Here is a 19,914-nt window from a genome sequence, read left to right on the forward strand (position 1 = left end):
GATATCCGGGTTCCGCTGACACCATCGCCACTTCGGCTTAGCGCGTCTCTACCTCCGCAGCTGCGGCACCCTCCTGAGCGATATCGATCTTGGCCACGACGGACATGCCGGGCACAAGGCGGTCCGTCAGGGGCTGATCGGTATCGATGGCAATGCGCACCGGAATACGCTGAGCGACCTTGGTGAAGTTGCCGGTCGCGTTGTCGGATTTGATCACGGAGAACTCCGAGCCTGTCGCCGGGGCGAAACGTTCGATCGTTCCCGTGAACGCCTGATGACCCAGAGCATCGACCGTGAATGTCACGCGCTGGCCGACGGTCATGTTCTCCAGCTGGGTTTCCTTGAAGTTTGCGACCACCCAGACGTGATTGGGCACGAGCGAAGCGACCTGTGTGCCAACGGAAACATATTGACCGATGCGGCCGGTCACCTCTCCAAGGGTTCCGTCCTGCGGTGCGATGATCCTGGTGTTTTGCAGGTCGATCCGCGTGAGTTCGACCGCGGCCTTGGCGCTTCCGACGCTCGCTTCCAGCGAACGACGACTGACGACGATCGTGTTGAGGTCCTGTTCAGCCACCAGTTCGGTCGCCTGTGCCTGGTGGAGGCTCGCCTGCGCCTGGTCATAGGCGGCGCGGTTCTTCTCCGACTCGCTTTGGGTGGTGACGTTGTTTTTGAGCAAAGTCTCGGTGCGCTCATAGGCCAGCTTGGCCGCGTTCAGTGCTGCCTGCGCACTTTCGATGCCGGCCTTTGCCGAGACGATATTGGCCTCCGCCGATTTGCGGCTTTGCTCGGAATTGTCGAGCGACGCTTCAGCGGTGGCGAGCTGCGCCTCTGCCTGTTCGAGCTTCTGGGCATAGATGCGGTCATCGATCTTGACGATCAGATCGCCCTTCTTGACCTTCTGGTAGTCCTGCACCGGCACGTCGACGATGACTCCCGCCAGTTGCGGACTGAGCAACGTCACCTGTCCGCGGACATAGGCATCGTTCGTGGTCTCGACCGTGCCGTGGAAGGGGGGCAGGTTCCAGGCGTAAAGCACGATAAACACGCCGACGATCCCGACGATGAGCGCGACGTATGTGGAAATGGATCTGAAGGCAGCGTTCATAGCTCTGTTCTTTTTCTAAAGTGTATCGAATTGACGGTCAGGCCTGCGTGGAGGCAGACGCATGCGGCATGAGCCGATCGCGGTGGGTCCACGCGAGATGGCATACAAGCATCACGATCGCGCCGATTGCGATCAGGAAAGTCACGTAGAAGGCGTCGTTATAGGCGAGCACATAGGCTTGTTGCTGAACGGCCTTGGCGAAGGTCGTGGTGCCCTGGATCGTGCGCTGGGTCAGATCGGATGTCGACCGAGCGTAGGCGCCGACATACTGCTGGATTCTCGCCGTCACCATCGGATCGGTGGGCAGAAGTCGCGATGTCAGGATCGACGAGTGATATTGCTCGCGCCAGGTGACAAAGGTGCCGAACAAGCCGCTGCCGAGGAACGCGCCGACCTTCTGGGTAAACAGGAAGACGGCGATAAAGCTGATGACGTAGGTCAGGCCCTTCTTCAGCGCGGCGGCAAAACCCACCGCCATGGCCGGCGGTAGAAACAGACCGCTTCCGAATGCGATCATGGCCTGGCTGACATACATCTGTTCCGGCCGGGTCAGGACCGTGGATTGGCTGTCCATGTAGCATCCCGCCGCAATCAGGATCAACGCGACGAGGTGGATGAAGCCTTCCCGGCCGGGCTTCATAACAAGCGCGCAGACGAGGCCTGAAATCACGCTGGCAATCAGGATCGCCCAGTAGAGCCCAGCCATCTGTTCGTTGAACAGCCCGAGCTGTTTGAAGAAGTTGATCGCGCCTGTGGATTGCTCGGTCAAAAGCATGCGGAAGACCAGGAGAACGCCTGCAAAATGGATGATCTCGCGCGAGGTGATCCAGCGCACGTCGATGAGGTTTGTCTTGCGGTTGAGTTCGATGATCGTCATCAGAACGCCGGTGACGATCGCGACGACAAGCAGCCAGCCGAGCCAGTCCGCTTCCAACCACCAATACAGGCGGCCCATGGTGAAGACGACGGCAAGGCATCCCATGCTGGTGGCCAGAAGCGCATAACTGACAAAGTCGAGCGGCGCGATCACCTTGGCTCTTGGAGGCGAGGTGAGTGGCAGCAGGAACACAAGGCCGAACACGATCAGTGCGAGGCCCAGTTCCAGAAGGTAGAGGCCCTGAAGGTCGCGCTCGTCGAGCAGCGATGGCGACACGAGACCGGCAATCGGCGTTGCTAGAAGCAGACCGATCAGCGCCAGACAGATACCGATATTCAGCTTCTTCTCCGGCGGAAAGATCTCCAGCATGTAGAGAATTGCGATGGAGGAGACAGGCGCGGCCGCGGCTCCCGCAAAAAACCGGAGGGCAATGGCAACGCTGAGATCGTTCACCCACAGATGTGCCAGGCTGATGATCACGTAAGGGATAATGGCGATTTCGCAGAAGTTGCGGATACCGTATTGCGTGCGGACCTTGAACAGGAACAGACCAAGGCTGGCGTTGGGAAACAGATAGGCGGCTACCAGCCAGGACGCTTCGGTCTGGGTCGCTTCCATCGGGCCAGCGATCTGCTGGAGGTTGGCCGAAATCAGACTTGTGCCCAGGCCTTGCATGACCGCCGCGGCAATTGACGCGAATGCATAGAGGAGCGCAATCGGAAGCGGTTTCGGAACGAAAGCCGGGGGGGCTACAGGCGGCGCAACGGCAGGGGCCGCATCCTGCACAGCTGAGGCGGCCGATCGCCCCGCATCGGGGCTCGCATCTGAATTTTCGACGTCGTCTTTCACGACTGTTGTGTCACGTGATGACATTGAAGCTCTCCAGATCGGCAAGATTGGTGCCGATCGCGTCCAGGAGGTCGTTGGCACGGCGGATATCGTCGTGGTCGAGGCCTGCAAAAATCTGTTTCCGGATCTGGTCCGCGAGGGAGCGCACGAAGTCTGCCTGCTCCTTGCCGTGGGACGTCAGCGAGATCAGTTTTGCGCGTCGGTCGCCGGGATCGGGCCTGCGCTCGATCAGGCCGTTCTGTTCCATGCGGTCAAGCAGCCGGACCAGTGTCGCCTGCTCGAGCTCAAGCTCAAACGCAAGCTCGGTCTGTGTCATGCTCTGCTTTCTAGTCAGCCGAAACAACGCACGGGCGCGCGGATAGGTCAGGCCGTGGGCGGTGACCTGCTGATTGAACGCCGTGCGGATTTTCCGGCTTACCTTGGTAAGCGATTCCAGAAAATCAGAGCTTGCGAGATCCTGATCCATAAAAGGTTAGTGTGCTAAGTTTATGATGACCATTAGTTAGCATGCGTACTATTCCGGTTCAAGGTCGGGATCGCCCTGTCTGCCGGCTTCAGCAACGCCATTATCGCATTGCGGACCCCGTTCTGCTGCATGGGTCCGGAGTGTCCGCTCCCATACTGACGTGCCTATTCCATAGAAAATGCCGCGCTCTTGGGAAGCGCGGCAGGACTTATCGCTGTATCGCAGAAAACCTGCGGCCAGCACTTGGTGTTAGCGGCAAACCTTCGTTTCCTTGATGATCACGGCACCGTGACGCATCGTCTTGACCTTCTTCACGACGCAACCGCGGCGCTGATGATGACGGTCACGTTCGCGCATCATGCGCGGCGGCGGCGGTCCACGGCGGTCGTCGGTAACGATCGTAACGCTCTGAGCCTGTGCAAAAGGTACAAATGATACAGTCGATGTAATAGCAATAGCGGCTGCGATAATAAAATTCTTCACGTTTCCTGCCCTCCTTGATGGCGGACAGTAACGCGAATGTCATCGACTGGTTCCACGCCTTTACATCTTAGCGAAGAAGGCTTTGCCCGCCGTCGACGAAGATCGGCGTTCCAGTGATGTGACGGGAGCGATTGGACGCGAGAAACAGCACGACGTCAGCAACATCCTCACTTTCGCCTGCCTTTCCTCCGGTGATCGGAATTTCACCTGCCGGGAAAACGACAGGGACAGCCGTTTCCTCCTTGCCGCGAAGGCTTGTATTGTCGTCGATGCTTGTCCCGATCGATCCCGGGCAGATCGCATTCACGCGGATCCTGTGCTTGCCAAGTTCGAGTGCCAGTTGCTGCACCATCGCAACCTGGGCAGCCTTGGTGGCCGAATAGGCGGTAGCGCCCGGCGTTGTGAACGTGCGGTTGCCGTTGATCGAGGAGATTACGACGACCGACCCGCCCTGTTTCTTGAGATGCGGCACGGTGACGTGAAAGGATAGGTAGGTGCCGCGCAGGTTGACGCGGATCGTGGTGTCCCACTCGTCCGGCTTCATGTCGTCGATCGGGGCCCAGACGCCATTGATACCGGCGTTGATCACAACGATGTCCAGTTGGCCATAGGCTTCGACGAGATGATCAACCGCTGCTCTCATTGCGGCTTCGTCCGCAACGTCGGCATCCAGCACGAGGGCGTCGCCGCCTCCGGCCGTGATTTCGTCAGCCGTCTCTTCCAGTTCGCTGCGCGTATGGCCGAGAAGCCCGATTCTGGCTCCCGATTCGGCTAGCTTGAGCGCTGCCGCCTTGCCTATTCCAGATCCGGCGCCAGTGACCAGAGCGACCTGCGTTTTCAATTCCATGAGCACATTCCTTGCTGCGACGCGAAAATCAGCGAAGGGCAAACGGCAAACGTAAATCGTGGTTCCCAATCCGGAAGTCAAAAGTGACCGCATGGAGAGACCCCGGTCGCCGGCGTCTCTTAATAGGGGCTCCAGGATCAAGGGCACCGTCCCGCATTCGAGCCCGTCACAGTTCTCGTTCAGGCTCCGCCGGATCCTGCTTTGGAGGAGGGGAACTCCAAACGCGTTTGCGACGTTGGGTAGCAATCTCAGATGGAGCCAACCCATGCGCTTTCGCCGCCCGATCATCGCCTGCATCGCCAGCCTTCTCAGCTTGCCCGTATCGGCACAGGAGTCTTCCTTTCTTCCCACGCTCAAGGGCAGTTGGACCGGCGTCGGCACCGTCGTGACGCGCATCGGCGCAAAGCCGATCAACGTGACGTGCAAATTCGATATGTCGGGTGGGCGCACGGCGTTTTCGATGGACGGCACCTGCCGCGGCCTGCTGGTCGTCCAGCGCAAAATATCCGCCACACTTCAGGAAAGCGGCAATGGTTACCGCGGCACCTATACCGGCCCTTCCGGTCAGCCTTCGACCCTTTCGGGAAGACAATCCGGCAACCGGATCAATCTGTCCGTCCGTTGGGCACGTGTCATCAACGGCGATCGGACTGCCAATATGACAATCGAATCGCGCGGTGCTGGCAGCCTGCGTCTGCAGACGGTCGACAAGGATCCGAGCACGGGCAAGACCGTCGTAACCAGCAGCATCAATTTAACCCGGTAGGCGCTCGAAATCGCCTCACCACGCACCTCGACCGCAGAGCAGTGAAATGAACTTTTCGCTGCACTGCACGTTGTCTTGCGCCATCGATCATTCGGAGAGATAATTTTGGACATCATCCGCATCCTTTTTGCCTTCCTCCTGCCGCCGCTCGGCGTGTTCCTGCAGGTCGGCCTCGGCCTCCACTTCTGGCTGAACATCCTCCTCACCCTGTGCGGCTTTCTTCCGGGTATCGTGCACGCGCTGTGGGTCATCCTGAAGAAATAACAGGATCGCGGCGCTTGACGCGCCGTCGCGTCTCACTCGGACTTTCGCGATACTGCGCCCTGTAGCTGCGCGATAAGGCGGAAGCCGAGTTGAAACCGGTCTCGGCGGCTATGTCGGCGATTGTCCCTGAGGTCTCGATGACCTTTCGTCGGGCTGCGTTCAGACGCAGGGCAATATAATGAGTGTGTGGTCCCACACCTATCGTTGTCTGAAACATGTCTTGAAGATGCCGGGCGCTTACACCGACGCGCTTTGCGAGCCTGGTGAGAACCAAGGGAGCATCGACAGTCTCCTCCATCAATCGCACCGCCGCCTGAACTCTGGCGTCGCGTCCCTGTCTGACGGAAGTGACGGCTGAACCATGCTCGCGGTCTAAGCGGTGACCGTATTCATAGAGAAACAGCCTGGACACTTCGAGCGCCAGCGTATGGCCATGGGCCCTGCGGATCAGTTCCAGCATCAGGTCGAGCGTCGGAACCGGTCCGCCTGTCGTAATGCGCTTGCTGTCGATCACGAAGCGGTCTCGTACAAGCTCGACCTCCGGATAAACCAGCGAAAAGGCCTCCAGATCCTCCCAGTGGATGGTTGCACGCGACCCGTTCAGCAGGCCAGCCTCGGCCAGCACGAAGGTTCCGGTCTCAATACCCGCGATCAGGCTGCGATGTCTCGCGGTGCGGGCAAGCTGCGCCTTCAGGTCGTGCGTGACGCTTTTCTTCCAGTCATAACTCGACAAGACGAACAGCGGGTCCGTTTCCCTTGCCGGTCGAAACGCGCCAGCCACCGCGATCGGTATTCCGCATGTCGTGTCGACCGGCGTTCCATCAGGAGAATGCAGTGTCCAGCGATAGAGGTTGCCCCCGGCAATGCGATTTGCAGCCCGCAACGGTTCGATCACCGACGCCAGAAGGATGAGGTTGGTCTCTGGCAGAAGAAGGATATCGAAGTGCTTACTGGGGCCCTTTTGGGTCATTCATCGTAATCCGTGCTGATTGCCGATAGTGTATGAAATGGCTCCGATAATGCAAAGCATTCCATCTGCCTCTCGGTCGTAATACGCTCGATCAGAAGGAGCATATGATGCCGCTTGAGATGAACCGCGAGGTTTTCATAACCTGCGCCGTGACGGGTGCCGGAGATACGACATCACGATCGTCACACGTGCCGATCACGCCGAAGCAGATCGCCGATTCTGCGATAGACGCGGCGAAGGCGGGAGCCGCCGTGGTTCACTGCCATGTGCGCAACCCGGAAACCGGTGCCGCGGCCCGCAATATCGAACTCTACCGGGAAGTGACCGATCGCATCCGCTCGGCCGATGTCGATGTGGTCCTGAACCTCACCGCCGGCATGGGCGGCGATCTCGTGTTCGGCAATGTCGAAGCGCCGTTCCCGGTCAATCCTGATGGAACCGACATGGCCGGCGCGACCGAGCGTGTGGCGCATGTGGCGGAGTGCCTGCCGGAGATCTGCACGCTCGACTGCGGCACCATGAATTTTTCGCTCGGCGATTACGTCATGACCAACACGCCGTCGATGCTGCGCGAAATGGCACGGCAGATGACGGCGCTCGGTGTGCGTCCCGAGATCGAGGCTTTCGATACCGGCCATCTGTGGTTTGCCAAGCAACTCGTCGAGGAAGGCCTGATCGAGGATCCGGTGCTGATCCAGCTCTGCATGGGAATTCCATGGGGCGCGCCCGACGACCTGAACACGTTCATGGCCATGGTCAACAACGTTCCGAAAACCTGGACGTTCTCGGCCTTCTCGATCGGCCGCAACGCGCTTGCCTATCCGGCGGCAGCGGTGCTGGCCGGCGGCAATGTGCGGGTCGGTCTTGAAGACAATCTCTATGCCGGCAAGGGGCAACTCGCGACCAATGCGCAGCTCGTCGAAAAAGCGGTCGGGGTGATCGAGGGCATGGGCGCAAAGATCATCGGCCCGGCCGAGGTGCGCGAAAAACTCAAGCTGCAGAAAAGGTGACCGGCATGAGCAAGATCAAGAAGGCAGCCTGTATCGGCGGCGGTGTCATCGGTGGCGCCTGGGCCGCGCGTTTCCTGCTTGGCGGCATCGACGTTTCCATCTTCGATCCGCACCCCGATGCCGAGCGCATCGTCACGGAGGTGGTGGCCAATGCGGAGCGCGCCTATGGCATGCTTACCATGGCGCCGCTGCCGCCTCGGGGAAAACTCACGTTCTGCGCGACGCTTGAGGAGGCGGTCGCAGGCGCCGACTGGATCCAGGAAAGCGTCCCGGAACGGCTGGACCTGAAGCGTGGCGTGCTGACGAAAATCGATGCGGCCGCCGATCCGAAGGCGCTGATCGGATCGTCCACTTCAGGACTGATGCCGACGCAACTGCAGCGCGACATGCGGCATCCCGAGCGTATGTTCGTCGCGCATCCCTACAACCCTGTCTACCTCCTGCCGCTGGCCGAACTGGTCGGCGGCGAACGCACAAGCCCGGAGACCCTGCTTCTCGCCCGCGAGCGGCTGGCGCCGATTGGCATGAAGGGCGTGATCCTCAAGAAGGAGATCGAAGCCTTTGTCGGCGACCGTCTGCTGGAAGCCTTCTGGCGCGAGGCGCTGTGGCTGATCCATGACGATATCTGCGATACCGAGACACTCGACGATGTGATCCGCTATTCATTCGGCATGCGCTGGGCGCAGATGGGACTGTTCGAAACCTACCGCATTGCGGGTGGCGAAGCGGGCATGCGGCATTTTCTGGCGCAGTTTGGCCCCTGCCTCGCCTGGCCCTGGACCAAGCTGACCGACGTGGTCGATCTCGACGACGCTCTGGTCGACAAGATCGCAGCCCAATCGGATGCCCAGTCCGGCGCCTATGGCATCCGTGATTTGGAGCGGATCCGGGATGAAAACCTCGTCGGAATCATGCAGGCGCTGAAGGCCGGCGACGGCGGCAAGGGCTGGGGCGCGGGCAAAATCCTTTCCGAGTTCGAGACGCATCTCTGGTCCGAAGGTGGCGGAAACGGCAAGGGGACAAACCTGTCCGTCGACACCTCGGCCCCGCTGCGGCTGGTCGATACCAAGGTCAACGCCGCCTGGGTCGATTACAATGGCCACATGACGGAGCACCGATACCTCCAGGTGTTCGGCGACACGTCCGATGCCCTGCTGCGCCTGATCGGCGTCGACTTCGCGTATGTCGAGGCGGGCCACAGCTATTACACGGTCGAGACGCATATCCGGCATCTGGGCGAGGCCAAGCTCGGCCAGGCGATCTACACCACACTGCAGATCCTTTCCTTCGACGAAAAGCGCATCCGATTTTTCTCGACCATTCACGACTCGAAGACTGACGGCATCATCGCGACGGCAGAGCAGCTGATGCTGCATGTGGATGCAAGCGCCGGCAAATCCGTGGTCGCTCCTCCGGAAGTGATGGCAAAGCTTGCGCCGATTGCGCAGGCGCATGCCAAGCTAACGTTCCCGGACGGGGCAGGCCGCTCGGTCGGGCAGAAAAATTAGCTTAGCGGAAGCGTTAGGCGGCCGGAACAATAACCGCATCTCCTCTGTTTCTGACAACAAGGAGAGATGCGCCATGACCTACGAGTTAAGGGCCGTCCGAGGCGATCAGATCATTCGGGAAAGTTTCGCAACGGCGCAGGATGCCGTCTCTTCGATCGATGCGTTGCGTGGACAGGGGGTGCGGGTGGAAGTAGCCATCGACAGCACCGCAGTCCAGCCTGATACACTGACGGATTCGGAACGGCTGATCATCGTGAAAGAAGGCCGGAGATCCGCGGCAAGCGGCAACACGCTGGACACCTGCCCTTACACGGATGATCTTGACCGTCGCGCACTTTGGCTGGAAGGATATCAGGATCCGAGCTGATTGATTTTTCTGCCGGACGATCACACCTATCGCAACAGGGCAAAAATCATGCAGATTCGACCGTTTAGCGCCGGGGACACCGATGAACTTGCGGGACTGCTCGAGGAAATGCAGGGCTATTACGGCGTGTTCTGCCCTCCGCGGGACGCAATCGTCGCGGGGATTCTCAACCGGCCGCTCAATACCGAGATCATCGTCGCCGGAACCAGCCGCGTGATCGGCTTTGCCGCCTTCGCTTCGATCTTTCCCGGTCCCGGCCTGGTGCCGGGCCTGTTCCTCAAAGAGCTTTTCGTGTCAGCTTCCGAGCGGGGCCAAGAGGTTGGTATCAAACTGATGCAGCGGCTTGCAGCGATTGCCGTCGAACGGAAGTTTGGCCGCGTCGATTGGACGGCGGCGCGCACGAACCAGCGGCTTTTGAAGTTCTACGACGACCTCGGCGGCGAGCGGAAGGAAACCCACATCTTCTACCGTCTCGAGGGTGCGAAATTGAACGCGCTGGCAGAGCGGAGCTAGCTTAGGCAGCCCTGTCCTATCCCGGAAGCACGGACAGCCAGCGCCCCCGCTATGACATTCCTGCCACAGTTTGACCTCGCGTTTCCGTTCCGGGCAACTCTTGCTTTGAGCAAAAGAGTTCAACCGTTGACTTGCAAAAGCCCTCCCGATAATTCCTGATCAAAATAATCATGATTTTCCTTGCCGCTTGGTCTGAAGCGGCGGGGCGTCGTGGCAGGAATTTTAGTACGAGGGGAATTTCGCGTGGCGTTTCGGTCAAGACCTTTTCAAATCAATCGTTTTTCACGGATTTCGATGGGGCGCCGGGTAAGCGCCCAACGGATAGCGCTTCTTTCCAGTGTGGCAATCCTGCTGCCGCTGCAGGCTCTTGCACAGACAGCTGATGCCACCGGCACAACGCTCGCGCCGATTGTGCTCGAAAGCGGTGGCAATGGAGTGGGTCCCGATGCGACGATCGTTGCCAAGGCTTCCCGTTCCAGCAGCAAGACCGATACCCCTCTGCTCGACGCGCCCGCTTCGGTTTCCGTCGTGACGGAAGAAGAACTGGAAAAGCGCGGCGTCACGACGCTCGACGAGGCTCTGGCCTACACGCCGGGTGTTTCGACCGACATCTACGGCTCCGACAATCGCTACGATCACTATCTGATCCGCGGGTTCTACTCGACCGGCAACGCCACCTATCGCGACGGTCTGCCGATGTATACGGGTGGCGATTTTACGACCAACCGTATCGAACCCTACGCGATGCAGCGCATCGAAGTGCTGAAGGGTTCCAACTCGTCTCTGTTCGGACTGTCGGGACCGGGTGGTATCGTCAATGCGGTGACCAAGCTTCCGCAGGACGAGAAATTCGGCGAAGTCTACACGACACTCGGCGACGGTCATGTCGAGACTGGAACCGATTTCGGCGGCCCGCTGGATGCAGACGGTATCTGGAGCTATCGTTTGACCGGCAAGTGGCAGAATGCCGACGCAGGGATCGACGAGACCGAGGACGATCGCATCTACGTCGCGCCGGCGCTGACCTGGTCTCCGACCGCGGATACGTCCTTCACGCTTCTGATGGACTACAACAAGCGTGACGGCAGCACGTCTCACGGCATTCCGCTCGGCTCCGGCATCGATTCCGAGACCTATCTCGGCGAGCAAGATTTCGACAACATGGACGTAATCGAGAAGAATATCGGTTACCAGTTCCGCCACGATTTCGGCAATGGTCTCGAGTTCCGCCAGAACGCCAGGTACACCAAACTCGATGTCACCTACGAGAGTGTCTACAATTCGGCTGATCCAGCCACGAGCCGGAACGCTCTTGCAGTCTACGGCGAATCCACGCGTTTCCACATCGACAACCAGCTGCAATACGAGGCGAGCTTTGGTGCCTTCGACAGCCGGACGCTGTTCGGCTTCGACTACGGTCGCGACAGCAACGAGGAAATGCGGTTTGACGGTACTGCACTCGGCGTCGGCGATATCCGCAATCCGGTATACTGCGGTCGAAGCTGCGTGTCATTCGGTGCCGGCGTTGCGTCCGAGTCCGATCTCACGACCAAGGGTCTCTATATTCAGGAAGAGCTGACCTACGACGATCGTCTGATCTTTACCGTCGGCGGTAGGTATGACCATGCCGAAACTGAAAGTACCTCCTACGGCACCGACTACGACGCGGTCGACGAGAATTTCTCCAAGCGAGCCGGTGTGACCTACAAGGCCACGAGCGAAGTCTCTGTCTACGCCAACTACTCGGAATCCTTCCTTCCGGTTGCGGCCAATCGCAGCTACTTCATCGGCACCCCTAAACCGCAGGAAGGCAGGCAGTACGAAATTGGCATCAAGTATGAGCCGACCGGCATCGATGCGCTCTTCACGGCGGCACTGTTCGACCTGACGCAGACCAATGTTGCACAATGGGCACCGGACTATTCGGCACAGTACCAGGTCGGAAAGATCAACGTTCGCGGTCTCGAACTGGAAGCCAAGGTCGCGCTGTCCAATCGGATCAACTTTACCGCCGGATATTCCTACCTGGATGCAGAGATCGAGGAGGATGTCGACCCCACTCTCGTTGGCAACCGGCCGTATCTGGTTCCCAAGCACATGGCGTCGGCATGGTTCGACTACACGCTTCCCGGCAACGGCGCGCGCGGCGATCTGACGCTCGGCGTTGGCGGACGCCTGGTCGGCAGTTCCTATGCCGATAACGCCAACACGGATCCCGTTCCTTCGAGGGTCCTGTTCGACGCAGCCGTGAAATATCAGATCCGCGACAACGTCGCTCTCTCGGCGAACGTCACGAACCTGCTCGATAAGGAATATATCAGCCAGATCGACGGCTTCAGCAACACCGCCTATTACGGCGATCGCCGTACGGTTCTCGCAACGCTGAAATACACTTGGTAACCGGGCTTCGCCTCAATGGGGCACTCGAACTGTGAAACCTGATTATACCAAGACATGACTGTGGAAAGGACCGTTTACAGATGCCTATCTGCCAGACAGCGATCGGCTTCGGTATCGTTGCACCCACGAGACGACAGGTTCTGACGGCTATCGCGTCGGGGTTTGCCGCTGCGGCGACCGGAGGCCTTCCTGGTGTCGCGGTGGCGGAAGACGAACTTCGCTTTGTCCATGCCTTCGGTGAAACGGTACTGCCGCAGCCGGCCAGGCGTGTGGTCTCGCTCGGGTATTCCACCCATGATCCCCTCCTGGCGCTGGGTGTCGTCCCTGTCGCCACGCGCCAATGGTTCGGAGGCTATCCCTACAACGTCTGGCCTTGGGCCCGGGCGCTGATGGGATATGCCCAGCCGCAGGTCATCTCTGGTGAAGTGTCAATGGAGATCGTCGCTTCGCTCCAACCGGACCTGATTATCGGCATCGGATCAGGTATCTCGCAGGCCGAATACGATATCCTATCCCAGATTGCGCCTGTCCTGATGCAGGAAAAGGGCGATCTCGCCTATGGCACCACCTGGGACGCCCAGACCCGCGTCATCGGTCGCGCGGTCGGCAACACTGGCAAGGCTGAGGAACTCATCGAAGGCGTCAAGTCGAGGTTTGCGGACATCAGGACACGGCATCCGCAATGGGCGGAACAGACCGCTGTCTGCGCCTACAATTTCGGCGGAGAAACCGGCGCCTTTATCGGCACCGATACCCGCGCGACGTTCCTGAAGGAATTGGGTTTCAGGCCGCCGCCAGCACTCGCCAACCTCGAAACAAACGAGGGTTTTTACGCCCGGCTTTCCCCGGAGGATCTTTCCAGTCTCGACGCGGACCTGCTGATCTGGGTTTCCACGTCCGATGCCGTGCCGGACATCGTCTCGATGCCGATGCGCAAGACGCTGAAGGCTCATGTCGAGGGTCGTGAGGTTCTGGCCGGAGCGCTTCTGGCCGGAGCGTTGACCTTCGGCAGCGTTCTTTCCCTGCCGTTCGCGCTCGAGCGGCTCGAAGCGGAGATCGGGTTGGCTTTGGACGGAAAAGCCGAGACACAGGTTCCGTCAAGCGTTGCCGCCGGGCTTGCCCCGTGAAGTCAGCTGCCATCCTTGGCCTGATCTTCCTCTTCGCCGTGGTGCTGACACTTGGCGTCGGGGTGCGCGATGTCACGCCTATCGATGTGTTCCAGGCAATCTTTGAATATGATAAGAGCAATCCGGTCCATATCGTCATCGGTTCCGTCCGAATGCCGCGCCTTGTGGCGGCGCTGATCGCCGGTGCGGGCCTCGGTATCGCCGGCACGATCATGCAGGCGCTCACTCGCAATCCGCTGGCGGATCCCGGCATCATGGGCGTCAACTCCGGTGCCGCCTTCGCTGTGGTGATTGCGGCTTTGCTGACAGGGCGGTCCGATAGTGGCTTGATGTCTGCCATGGCCTTTCCGGGCGCAGCACTCGCCGCCGCCGCCGTGTTCATGCTGGGCGGCGGACTACGCGGCGATGCGGGCCCCGTCCGGCTGGCGCTCGCGGGCACAGCGCTCAATGCGATGCTTCTGTCTCTGGTGTCGGCCATCGTCCTTGCCCGCAACGAGACGCTCGAAATTCTCCGTTTCTGGATCACAGGATCTCTGGCACAGGCTGGCGCGCGTCCGCTCGCCGGCATGGGGATCGCCGCTGCCATCGGTATCGGGGTGGCTCTCCTGATTGCGCCGCGCATCGAGGCACTTTCACTCGGGTCTTCGCTTGCCCGCGGGCTGGGCACGAAACCGGCGCGCGTGCAGGCCGGAGCCCTCGTGGCGATCACGCTGACGACGGGTGCTGCGGTCGCGGTCGCGGGCCCCATCGCTTTCATCGGCCTTCTGGTCCCGCCACTCGCACGGTGCGTCGCCGGACACGCCCTGCGGTTCGAGCTGATGGCCGCCGCCGTCATCGGCGCGTCGATCCTGCTCTATGCGGATACGCTCGGGCGTATCCTTCTCGCGCCATCGGAAATTCGCGTCGGCATCATGACGGCGCTGATCGGTGCCCCGGCTTTCGTCATCATCGCACGGCGGCTTCGTCCCGGAGCGACATCGTGACGGCGCGAGGCAATGGTCGGGCGAGGGGTGGCGGCAGGGCTGGCGTCGTCCTGCTGGTTGGCCTGCTGCTTTCCTCCATTCTCGCATCGCTCATGCTCGGCCAGATCTTTTTGACACCGCAGGATCTGTGGACCGGTCTATGGACCGGGACCGGGCCAGGAGCGCTGACGCTGCGTGTCCTGCGAGGCCCGGGAATTGCGACGGCAGTCGGTGTCGGGGCAGTTCTTGGTGCGTCCGGCACGATCTTCCAGATCCTGCTGCGCAATCCGCTGGCGGCGCCGGATGTGATGGGTTTCATGCAAGGCGCTGGCCTTGCGGTGATCTGCGGCGTCGCCTTCGGCCTTTCCCTGCCGCTGCCATTTCTGGCCGCGGCCGGCGGATTGATCGCGGCTGTCATTGTTGCGGGACTTTCTTACCGGCGGCACGGTACGCAGGTGGCGCTGACGCTTATTCTCGTCGGCCTCGGGATGGGGTTTTTCTGTTCTGCTGCAAGCAGCTTCCTGATGACCCGCCTGCCGCTCCAGGAGGCTGCGGATGCGCAGCGCTGGCTTGCAGGCTCTCTGGCCGCCCGTAACTGGGGACATGCGCTTCAGGTTTCCTCCACCGGCGGCGTTCTGTTTGCTTTGCTGGCCTTTCAGGTGCGCTCGCTCGGCTTGCTCGAACTGGGCGATGAGCTTGCAACGGGTCTCGGCGCGCGTGTGCGCCGGTCGAAATATCTGCTGATCACCACGGGTGTGCTGCTGGCTGGCGCCGGTGTCGCCGTGGCGGGGCCGGTGCCGTTCGTTGCGCTGATGGCCGGGCCGCTCGGCTCGCGGATGACTAAGGCCAGCAGGCCGGGATCGCGGCTTGCAGCAGCCGCCGTCACAGGTGCCACAATCACTGTACTCGCGGATCTCGTCGCCCGCTCGCTTGTGCCAGGTCTGCAGCTACCGGTCGGCGTGATGACAGGGATCATGGGAGCGCCCTATCTACTGTGGCTGCTCTCGCGTGAAATGGAGACTGGAGACCTGTGACAGGCAAGGCGCTGAAAACCGAACTCCTGACCCTTGGCTATCGCGACCGGATCGTGATCCAGGATCTGTCGCTCACACTGCCGGACGGCAAGATCACGACCATTCTCGGGCCGAACGGATGCGGAAAATCGACGCTTCTGAAAGCGTTGGCACGGCTTATCCCGCCGCTGCACGGCACTGTGACGCTGGGCGGGGATGATATTGCGAAGATCGACACGAGAGCTCTCGCACGAAGGCTCGCCATCCTGCCGCAGGCATCCAAGGCCCCGGAAGGCATCAGTGTGTCTGATCTGGTGCGGCGAGGCCGCACACCCTGGCGCGGACTGCTCGCGCCCTGGAGCGAGACCGATGCGATCGCCTGCGAACGGGCGTTGTCACAGGTCGGCCTTGCCGATCTCGCCGACAGGCCGCTCGACGAACTGTCCGGCGGCCAGAGGCAGCGGGCCTGGATCGCGCTCGTGCTCGCACAGGATACGCCCTACCTTTTGCTCGATGAGCCGACGACATGGCTTGACCTCAGCCACCAGATGGACGTGCTTTCCGTGCTGCGCGAGCGCAATCGCAACCACGGAACGACGGTTGTGGCCGTACTGCACGATCTCAATCTAGCCGTCCGGTTTTCCGATCATCTCGTGTTGCTCGGCAGTAACGGACTGGTGGATGTGGGAAGCCCCGAGCAGGTCATGACGGAAGCCAATCTCGACGCGGCTTTCGGTTTGAAATCAATGATCATTGCCGATCCGGTGACGGGAAAACCGATGGTCGTCCCGCGGTAAACTGGTCGATGCCGGCGGCATGCCGACAAGCCTCGCGCCAGAAACGTGATATATATTCATATCACGGGGAAGATCTCATTCATAAAAACTAACAGTGATTGTTTTCACTTAAGAATTTGGACTGTTTATTGCCGCGAAGCAAATCCGTGCCGGATTCACGAATCTATACTGTTGCGCTAGATTATGCTCAGCAAATGATTCGCCGTCACGATGCATTTATCTAGTGAGGCCACATTGGACGCAGTAAGCCACAGGTTTGAAGACCAGAGTTCTTCAGTCGAATACTGGGCCATGAACAGGGCCCATCAGATTGTCGTCCACCACGGTATGAGCCTGATCGAAGCCGCGCAGTGCCTTGACCGCAAGCGAACCAGCGCAAGCACCTACGCGCTCAGAAAAGCGATCATGGATTGCCTTGTCGAAGCGCTCACACAAGGCACCCAGCAGGAGGTGACGCCTGCAGAATGATTCTCATCACTGAGAGTTGAAGTCGAGTTCGCGCAACGGCATCGAAGCTTTTCATTCCTGTGTTACTGTTTTCAGCAGTACAAACGCAGTGATTGGAGTGCAGATGCTTGCAACACTCGCGATGCTGATCAGCCTGTCTTCGGCTGCAACGCCCGTCGTACAATCGCCTGCCACTGCGGGCGGTCCGTCCGGCCAGGTCGATGTCGAACTCGTCCTCGCCGTCGATACCTCACGCTCCATGGATTTCGAAGAGGTCGCCATCCAGCGCGAAGGCTATATCGAAGCTCTCCAGCACAGGGAATTTCTCGATGCGGTCAGGTCAGGTATGACCGGCCGCATTGCGATCAGCTATTTCGAATGGGCTGGCGGGGTCGTGCCGGGGTCGGTCATCGACTGGCACGTGATCGAAAATGCGCAGGATGCGCTTGTCTTTACGCAAAAACTGGCAGCGCGTCCGATCGAGACACAGAGGCGGACGTCGATTTCCGCGGCGATCACGCAAGGGGCGACGATGATCGTCTCCAACCCGTTGAGGGGCATGCGCCATGTCATCGATATCTCGGGCGATGGGCCCAACAATTCCGGCAACCCGGTTGAGCCTGCACGGAACAAGGCGGTCGAGGCCGGAATTGTCATCAACGGTCTGGCTCTGATGCTGCGACCGTCTGGTGCACCGGGCGGCTTGGATAAGTATTACGCGGATTGCGTGACGGGTGGTCCGGGCTCCTTCGTTCTCCCGGTTCACCGCATCGAGGATTTCGCAGTTGCGGTGCGCCGCAAGCTGGTGATGGAGGTGAGCGGCATCACGCCACCGGAGAAAGTCATGAAGATTGCTTCGGCGCCCAAGAGCGATTGCATGATGGGCGAGAAACAGTGGCAGGACATTTTCGACCGTTAGACCGGGACTCAAGACGGGGCAGTGAGCATCAAAGCCGCGCGGACCAGCTTTTGACGTGGGCCGCAACCGTCTTCAGGTGATCGTCTGCGGAATAGCCTGAAACGGTTTTTCGCGGCTTCAGATCGTGATCGCCATCGGGAAGCCACAGGAGTTCGATCGCGTCCGAAAGATCGTAGCCTTTGACCTCCTCTTCGCTGCCGAGCGTGTCGCGGGTTCCCTGGCAGATCAGCGTCGGCGTCTTAAGGTCGCTCAGGTGCGCGGTGCGGAGCTTATCCGGCTTGGCCGGCGGGTGGAACGGATAACCCAGGCAGAGGAGCCCGGCGATCCTGCCATCGGCAAACTCCTGGTCGGCAATCATGCTGGCGACGCGTCCGCCCATGGATTTTCCGCCTATAACCAGCTTCGATTTCCCATCGAGATCGCCGATGGCCTCGCGGTATTCGTCCTGCAATCGTTCGGCTTTCGGTGGCGGCCTTTTGCTGCCGCTTTCACGCCGCGCCGCCATGTATGCGAACTCGAACCGCGCCACGCGAAACCCTTCGGCAGCGAGAGCCTCAGTGACGGCTGTCATAGCGCCTGAATCCATCGGGGCGCCTGCGCCATGCGCAAGAAGGATGGTCACCGGCGCGTCTTGTCGTCCATCGATCAGAAATTGTGTCGCCATCGTCAAGAAGCCCTTCCGCAAACTGAGGATAAGTCCTTTTATCGGCAGAGGGATAGCTAGCCAATCGGGGCCATGTTCCTATCTATGCCATTCAGGCGTGTAAGCGAAAGCGACCGGTTTGGGCGGAACTGCCAGTATCGAAAACAGCAAGACGCAAGCCGATGGCGAATTGCGGCGCTTTCTCGTGGGCCTTGGCCGGGGTGCCGCGGGCGCGATGCTGTTCGGCATTCCCATGCTGATGACGATGGAGCTGTGGGAGCTGGGTTTCTATATCGAGCAATCCCGGCTCCTGATCCTGCTCCTCTTCAACATCCCGCTCCTGATCGTGCTGGCGCATCTCATCGGGTTTGAGCGCACTTCTACGTTCTGGCAGGCCGTGCGCGACGCGTTGACGGCCTTCGCGCTCGGGATCGTCATGAGTGGTGCGGCACTTGTGATGCTCGGAGTGCTGAAGGCCGATATGCCCATGGCAACCATCATCGGCAAGATCGCCATTCAGGCGGTGCCCGCAAGCATCGGCGCCATGCTCGGGCGCTCCCAGCTGGGTGGAGAGGATAACGCTGACGACGAGGACGACGAGACGTCCCAGTCATCAGATGCCGTTCCCGACAGTCTTTCGACGAACTACGTGCGCGAGCTGTTTCTGATGGCGATCGGTGCACTGTTTCTCAACCTCAATGTCGCGCCGACGGAAGAAGTCGTCCTGATTTCCTACAAGATGATGAACTGGCATGGCGTGCTGACGATCTTGGTGTCGATCGCCATCATGCACTGTTTCGTCTACGCGGTGTCTTTTCGCGGCGGGCACAGAATGCCGGAAGACAGCTCACGCTGGCCTATCTTCTTCCGCTACACGCTTCCCGGTTATATGGTCGCGATGCTGGTCAGTCTCTATGTGTTGTGGATCTTCGGCCGGCTGGACGGCATGGCGGCAACGCCGGTGCTGATCTCGGTCATCGTCCTCTCATTCCCGGGGGCGATCGGCGCTGCCGCGGCCCGACTGATCCTTTAGCGAGGCCCTGATGAAAGACACGAGCGATATCGGCAAGGTCACCGAAAAGGGTGAGGCACACTGGATCGAATGGGTCACTGCGATCGTTTCGACGCTGATTGTCGCGGGCGTCCTAGGCTGGGTTGGCTGGCGCGCCGTAAGCGAAGAGAAAGTCTCACCCGCGTTCCGTATCGAGATCACCGAACGCATGCCCGTCGAGGGCGGCTACCGCATCCGGTTCGATGTTTCCAACAGCGCAAACCGAACGGCGGCAGTGGTCGTCGTGCGCGGCGAGGTCATGGATGGTGATGCGGCCATCGAACAGGCGGATGTCACCTTCGATTACGTTCCCGCGCAATCGAAGGCCTCGGGAGCCATCCTTTTCGCCCGTGAGCCGCGTCAGGACCAGATCCGGTTGCGGACGATCAGCTTCACCGATCCCTGAACGGGCGCCGCCAGCCGATCATGGCTTTTCGACGGGCGCCGCCAATGCAATCCACTCACGTTCTGGAATCCGGCGTGACATTTCGTGTAGCGATGACGGGATCGATTCGGAGTCATGTGCG

The 19,914-nt window shown here is 60.2% G+C and carries 22 protein-coding genes; 15 read left to right on the top strand and 7 right to left on the bottom strand.

Annotated elements, in window-relative coordinates; all coding sequences use genetic code 11:
* Positions 1 to 37: 37 nt before the first annotated feature.
* The 5 genes from AC0JZ8_RS24280 to AC0JZ8_RS24300 all read right to left on the bottom strand — a co-directional run bounded on the left by AC0JZ8_RS24280 (position 38) and on the right by AC0JZ8_RS24300 (position 4,630).
* Entirely contained in the window at positions 38 to 1,108 is a 1,071-nt protein-coding gene (locus AC0JZ8_RS24280) for an HlyD family secretion protein (RefSeq protein ID WP_471893812.1), read from the bottom strand.
* A 37-nt stretch (positions 1,109 to 1,145) separates the two neighbouring features.
* Positions 1,146 to 2,858, bottom strand: coding sequence for an efflux MFS transporter permease (locus AC0JZ8_RS24285; RefSeq protein ID WP_471893813.1), 1,713 nt, complete (start codon positions 2,856 to 2,858; stop codon positions 1,146 to 1,148).
* The gene (locus tag AC0JZ8_RS24290; protein WP_471893814.1) at positions 2,845 to 3,300 is read right to left on the bottom strand and encodes a MarR family winged helix-turn-helix transcriptional regulator; all 456 of its coding nucleotides are present in this window, start codon (positions 3,298 to 3,300) and stop codon (positions 2,845 to 2,847) included. Before AC0JZ8_RS24290 ends, AC0JZ8_RS24285 begins: the two co-directional genes overlap by 14 nt.
* Before the next feature lie 249 nt (positions 3,301 to 3,549).
* Positions 3,550 to 3,783: a hypothetical protein gene (locus AC0JZ8_RS24295; protein ID WP_113110177.1), complete on the bottom strand. Its 234-nt coding sequence runs from the start codon at positions 3,781 to 3,783 to the stop codon at positions 3,550 to 3,552.
* A 67-nt stretch (positions 3,784 to 3,850) separates the two neighbouring features.
* Positions 3,851 to 4,630, bottom strand: a complete 780-nt coding sequence (locus AC0JZ8_RS24300; RefSeq protein ID WP_471893815.1) for an SDR family oxidoreductase — start codon at positions 4,628 to 4,630, stop codon at positions 3,851 to 3,853.
* 265 nt (positions 4,631 to 4,895) lie between these two features.
* Between AC0JZ8_RS24300 and AC0JZ8_RS24305 the strand changes: the two genes are divergently transcribed.
* Positions 4,896 to 5,396, top strand: coding sequence for a hypothetical protein (locus tag AC0JZ8_RS24305; protein ID WP_062454454.1), 501 nt, complete (start codon positions 4,896 to 4,898; stop codon positions 5,394 to 5,396).
* A gap of 105 nt (positions 5,397 to 5,501) precedes the next feature.
* A complete protein-coding gene (locus AC0JZ8_RS24310) occupies positions 5,502 to 5,660 on the top strand; it encodes a YqaE/Pmp3 family membrane protein (RefSeq protein ID WP_082471680.1) in 159 nt (52 codons plus the stop codon).
* Here AC0JZ8_RS24310 and AC0JZ8_RS24315 read toward each other — a convergent pair.
* Positions 5,644 to 6,630, bottom strand: coding sequence for a GlxA family transcriptional regulator (locus AC0JZ8_RS24315; protein WP_471893816.1), 987 nt, complete (start codon positions 6,628 to 6,630; stop codon positions 5,644 to 5,646). The genes AC0JZ8_RS24310 and AC0JZ8_RS24315 overlap by 17 nt on opposite strands.
* Positions 6,631 to 6,737: 107 nt before the next feature.
* Between AC0JZ8_RS24315 and bcoG the strand changes: the two genes are divergently transcribed.
* The 11 genes from bcoG (at position 6,738) to AC0JZ8_RS24370 (ending at position 17,693) form a co-directional block, all read left to right on the top strand.
* Positions 6,738 to 7,640 (top strand): 3-dehydrocarnitine:acetyl-CoA trimethylamine transferase BcoG, encoded by a 903-nt coding sequence (gene bcoG / locus AC0JZ8_RS24320; RefSeq protein ID WP_062454994.1) that lies wholly within the window; start codon positions 6,738 to 6,740, stop codon positions 7,638 to 7,640.
* A 5-nt stretch (positions 7,641 to 7,645) separates the two neighbouring features.
* Positions 7,646 to 9,148 carry a carnitine 3-dehydrogenase gene (locus tag AC0JZ8_RS24325; protein ID WP_471893817.1) on the top strand — a complete coding sequence of 501 codons (1,503 nt, stop codon included), beginning with the start codon at positions 7,646 to 7,648 and terminating at the stop codon, positions 9,146 to 9,148.
* Between the two features lie 73 nt (positions 9,149 to 9,221).
* The gene (locus AC0JZ8_RS24330; protein ID WP_062576751.1) at positions 9,222 to 9,515 is read left to right on the top strand and encodes an Rmf/CrpP family protein; all 294 of its coding nucleotides are present in this window, start codon (positions 9,222 to 9,224) and stop codon (positions 9,513 to 9,515) included.
* Between the two features lie 48 nt (positions 9,516 to 9,563).
* Positions 9,564 to 10,028, top strand: a complete 465-nt coding sequence (locus tag AC0JZ8_RS24335; protein WP_244508902.1) for a GNAT family N-acetyltransferase — start codon at positions 9,564 to 9,566, stop codon at positions 10,026 to 10,028.
* 294 nt (positions 10,029 to 10,322) lie between these two features.
* A complete protein-coding gene (locus tag AC0JZ8_RS24340; RefSeq protein ID WP_430244834.1) occupies positions 10,323 to 12,428 on the top strand; it encodes a TonB-dependent siderophore receptor in 2,106 nt (701 codons plus the stop codon).
* 80 nt (positions 12,429 to 12,508) lie between these two features.
* Positions 12,509 to 13,555: an iron-siderophore ABC transporter substrate-binding protein gene (locus AC0JZ8_RS24345; protein WP_471893818.1), complete on the top strand. Its 1,047-nt coding sequence runs from the start codon at positions 12,509 to 12,511 to the stop codon at positions 13,553 to 13,555.
* Positions 13,552 to 14,538, top strand: coding sequence for a FecCD family ABC transporter permease (locus AC0JZ8_RS24350; RefSeq protein WP_471893819.1), 987 nt, complete (start codon positions 13,552 to 13,554; stop codon positions 14,536 to 14,538). The genes AC0JZ8_RS24345 and AC0JZ8_RS24350 overlap by 4 nt, the downstream gene beginning before the upstream one ends.
* Positions 14,535 to 15,551, top strand: a complete 1,017-nt coding sequence (locus AC0JZ8_RS24355; protein ID WP_471893820.1) for a FecCD family ABC transporter permease — start codon at positions 14,535 to 14,537, stop codon at positions 15,549 to 15,551. The genes AC0JZ8_RS24350 and AC0JZ8_RS24355 overlap by 4 nt, the downstream gene beginning before the upstream one ends.
* The gene (locus tag AC0JZ8_RS24360; RefSeq protein ID WP_062454446.1) at positions 15,548 to 16,327 is read left to right on the top strand and encodes an ABC transporter ATP-binding protein; all 780 of its coding nucleotides are present in this window, start codon (positions 15,548 to 15,550) and stop codon (positions 16,325 to 16,327) included. Before AC0JZ8_RS24355 ends, AC0JZ8_RS24360 begins: the two co-directional genes overlap by 4 nt.
* A gap of 291 nt (positions 16,328 to 16,618) precedes the next feature.
* The gene (locus tag AC0JZ8_RS24365) at positions 16,619 to 16,795 is read left to right on the top strand and encodes a hypothetical protein (RefSeq protein ID WP_175487295.1); all 177 of its coding nucleotides are present in this window, start codon (positions 16,619 to 16,621) and stop codon (positions 16,793 to 16,795) included.
* 103 nt (positions 16,796 to 16,898) lie between these two features.
* Positions 16,899 to 17,693, top strand: a complete 795-nt coding sequence (locus AC0JZ8_RS24370; RefSeq protein WP_471893821.1) for a DUF1194 domain-containing protein — start codon at positions 16,899 to 16,901, stop codon at positions 17,691 to 17,693.
* Between the two features lie 28 nt (positions 17,694 to 17,721).
* Here AC0JZ8_RS24370 and AC0JZ8_RS24375 read toward each other — a convergent pair whose 3' ends face one another.
* On the bottom strand, positions 17,722 to 18,357 hold the full coding sequence (locus AC0JZ8_RS24375) for an alpha/beta hydrolase family protein (RefSeq protein ID WP_471893822.1): 636 nt from the start codon (positions 18,355 to 18,357) through the stop codon (positions 17,722 to 17,724).
* Positions 18,358 to 18,475: 118 nt separating this feature from the next.
* Between AC0JZ8_RS24375 and AC0JZ8_RS24380 the strand changes: the two genes are divergently transcribed.
* The gene (locus AC0JZ8_RS24380; RefSeq protein WP_245341392.1) at positions 18,476 to 19,369 is read left to right on the top strand and encodes a TIGR02587 family membrane protein; all 894 of its coding nucleotides are present in this window, start codon (positions 18,476 to 18,478) and stop codon (positions 19,367 to 19,369) included.
* Positions 19,370 to 19,379: 10 nt separating this feature from the next.
* Entirely contained in the window at positions 19,380 to 19,793 is a 414-nt protein-coding gene (locus AC0JZ8_RS24385; protein ID WP_174197382.1) for a TIGR02588 family protein, read from the top strand.
* Positions 19,794 to 19,914 lie beyond the last annotated feature (121 nt).

It is taken from the genome of Velazquezella soli (genome assembly GCF_977018685.1).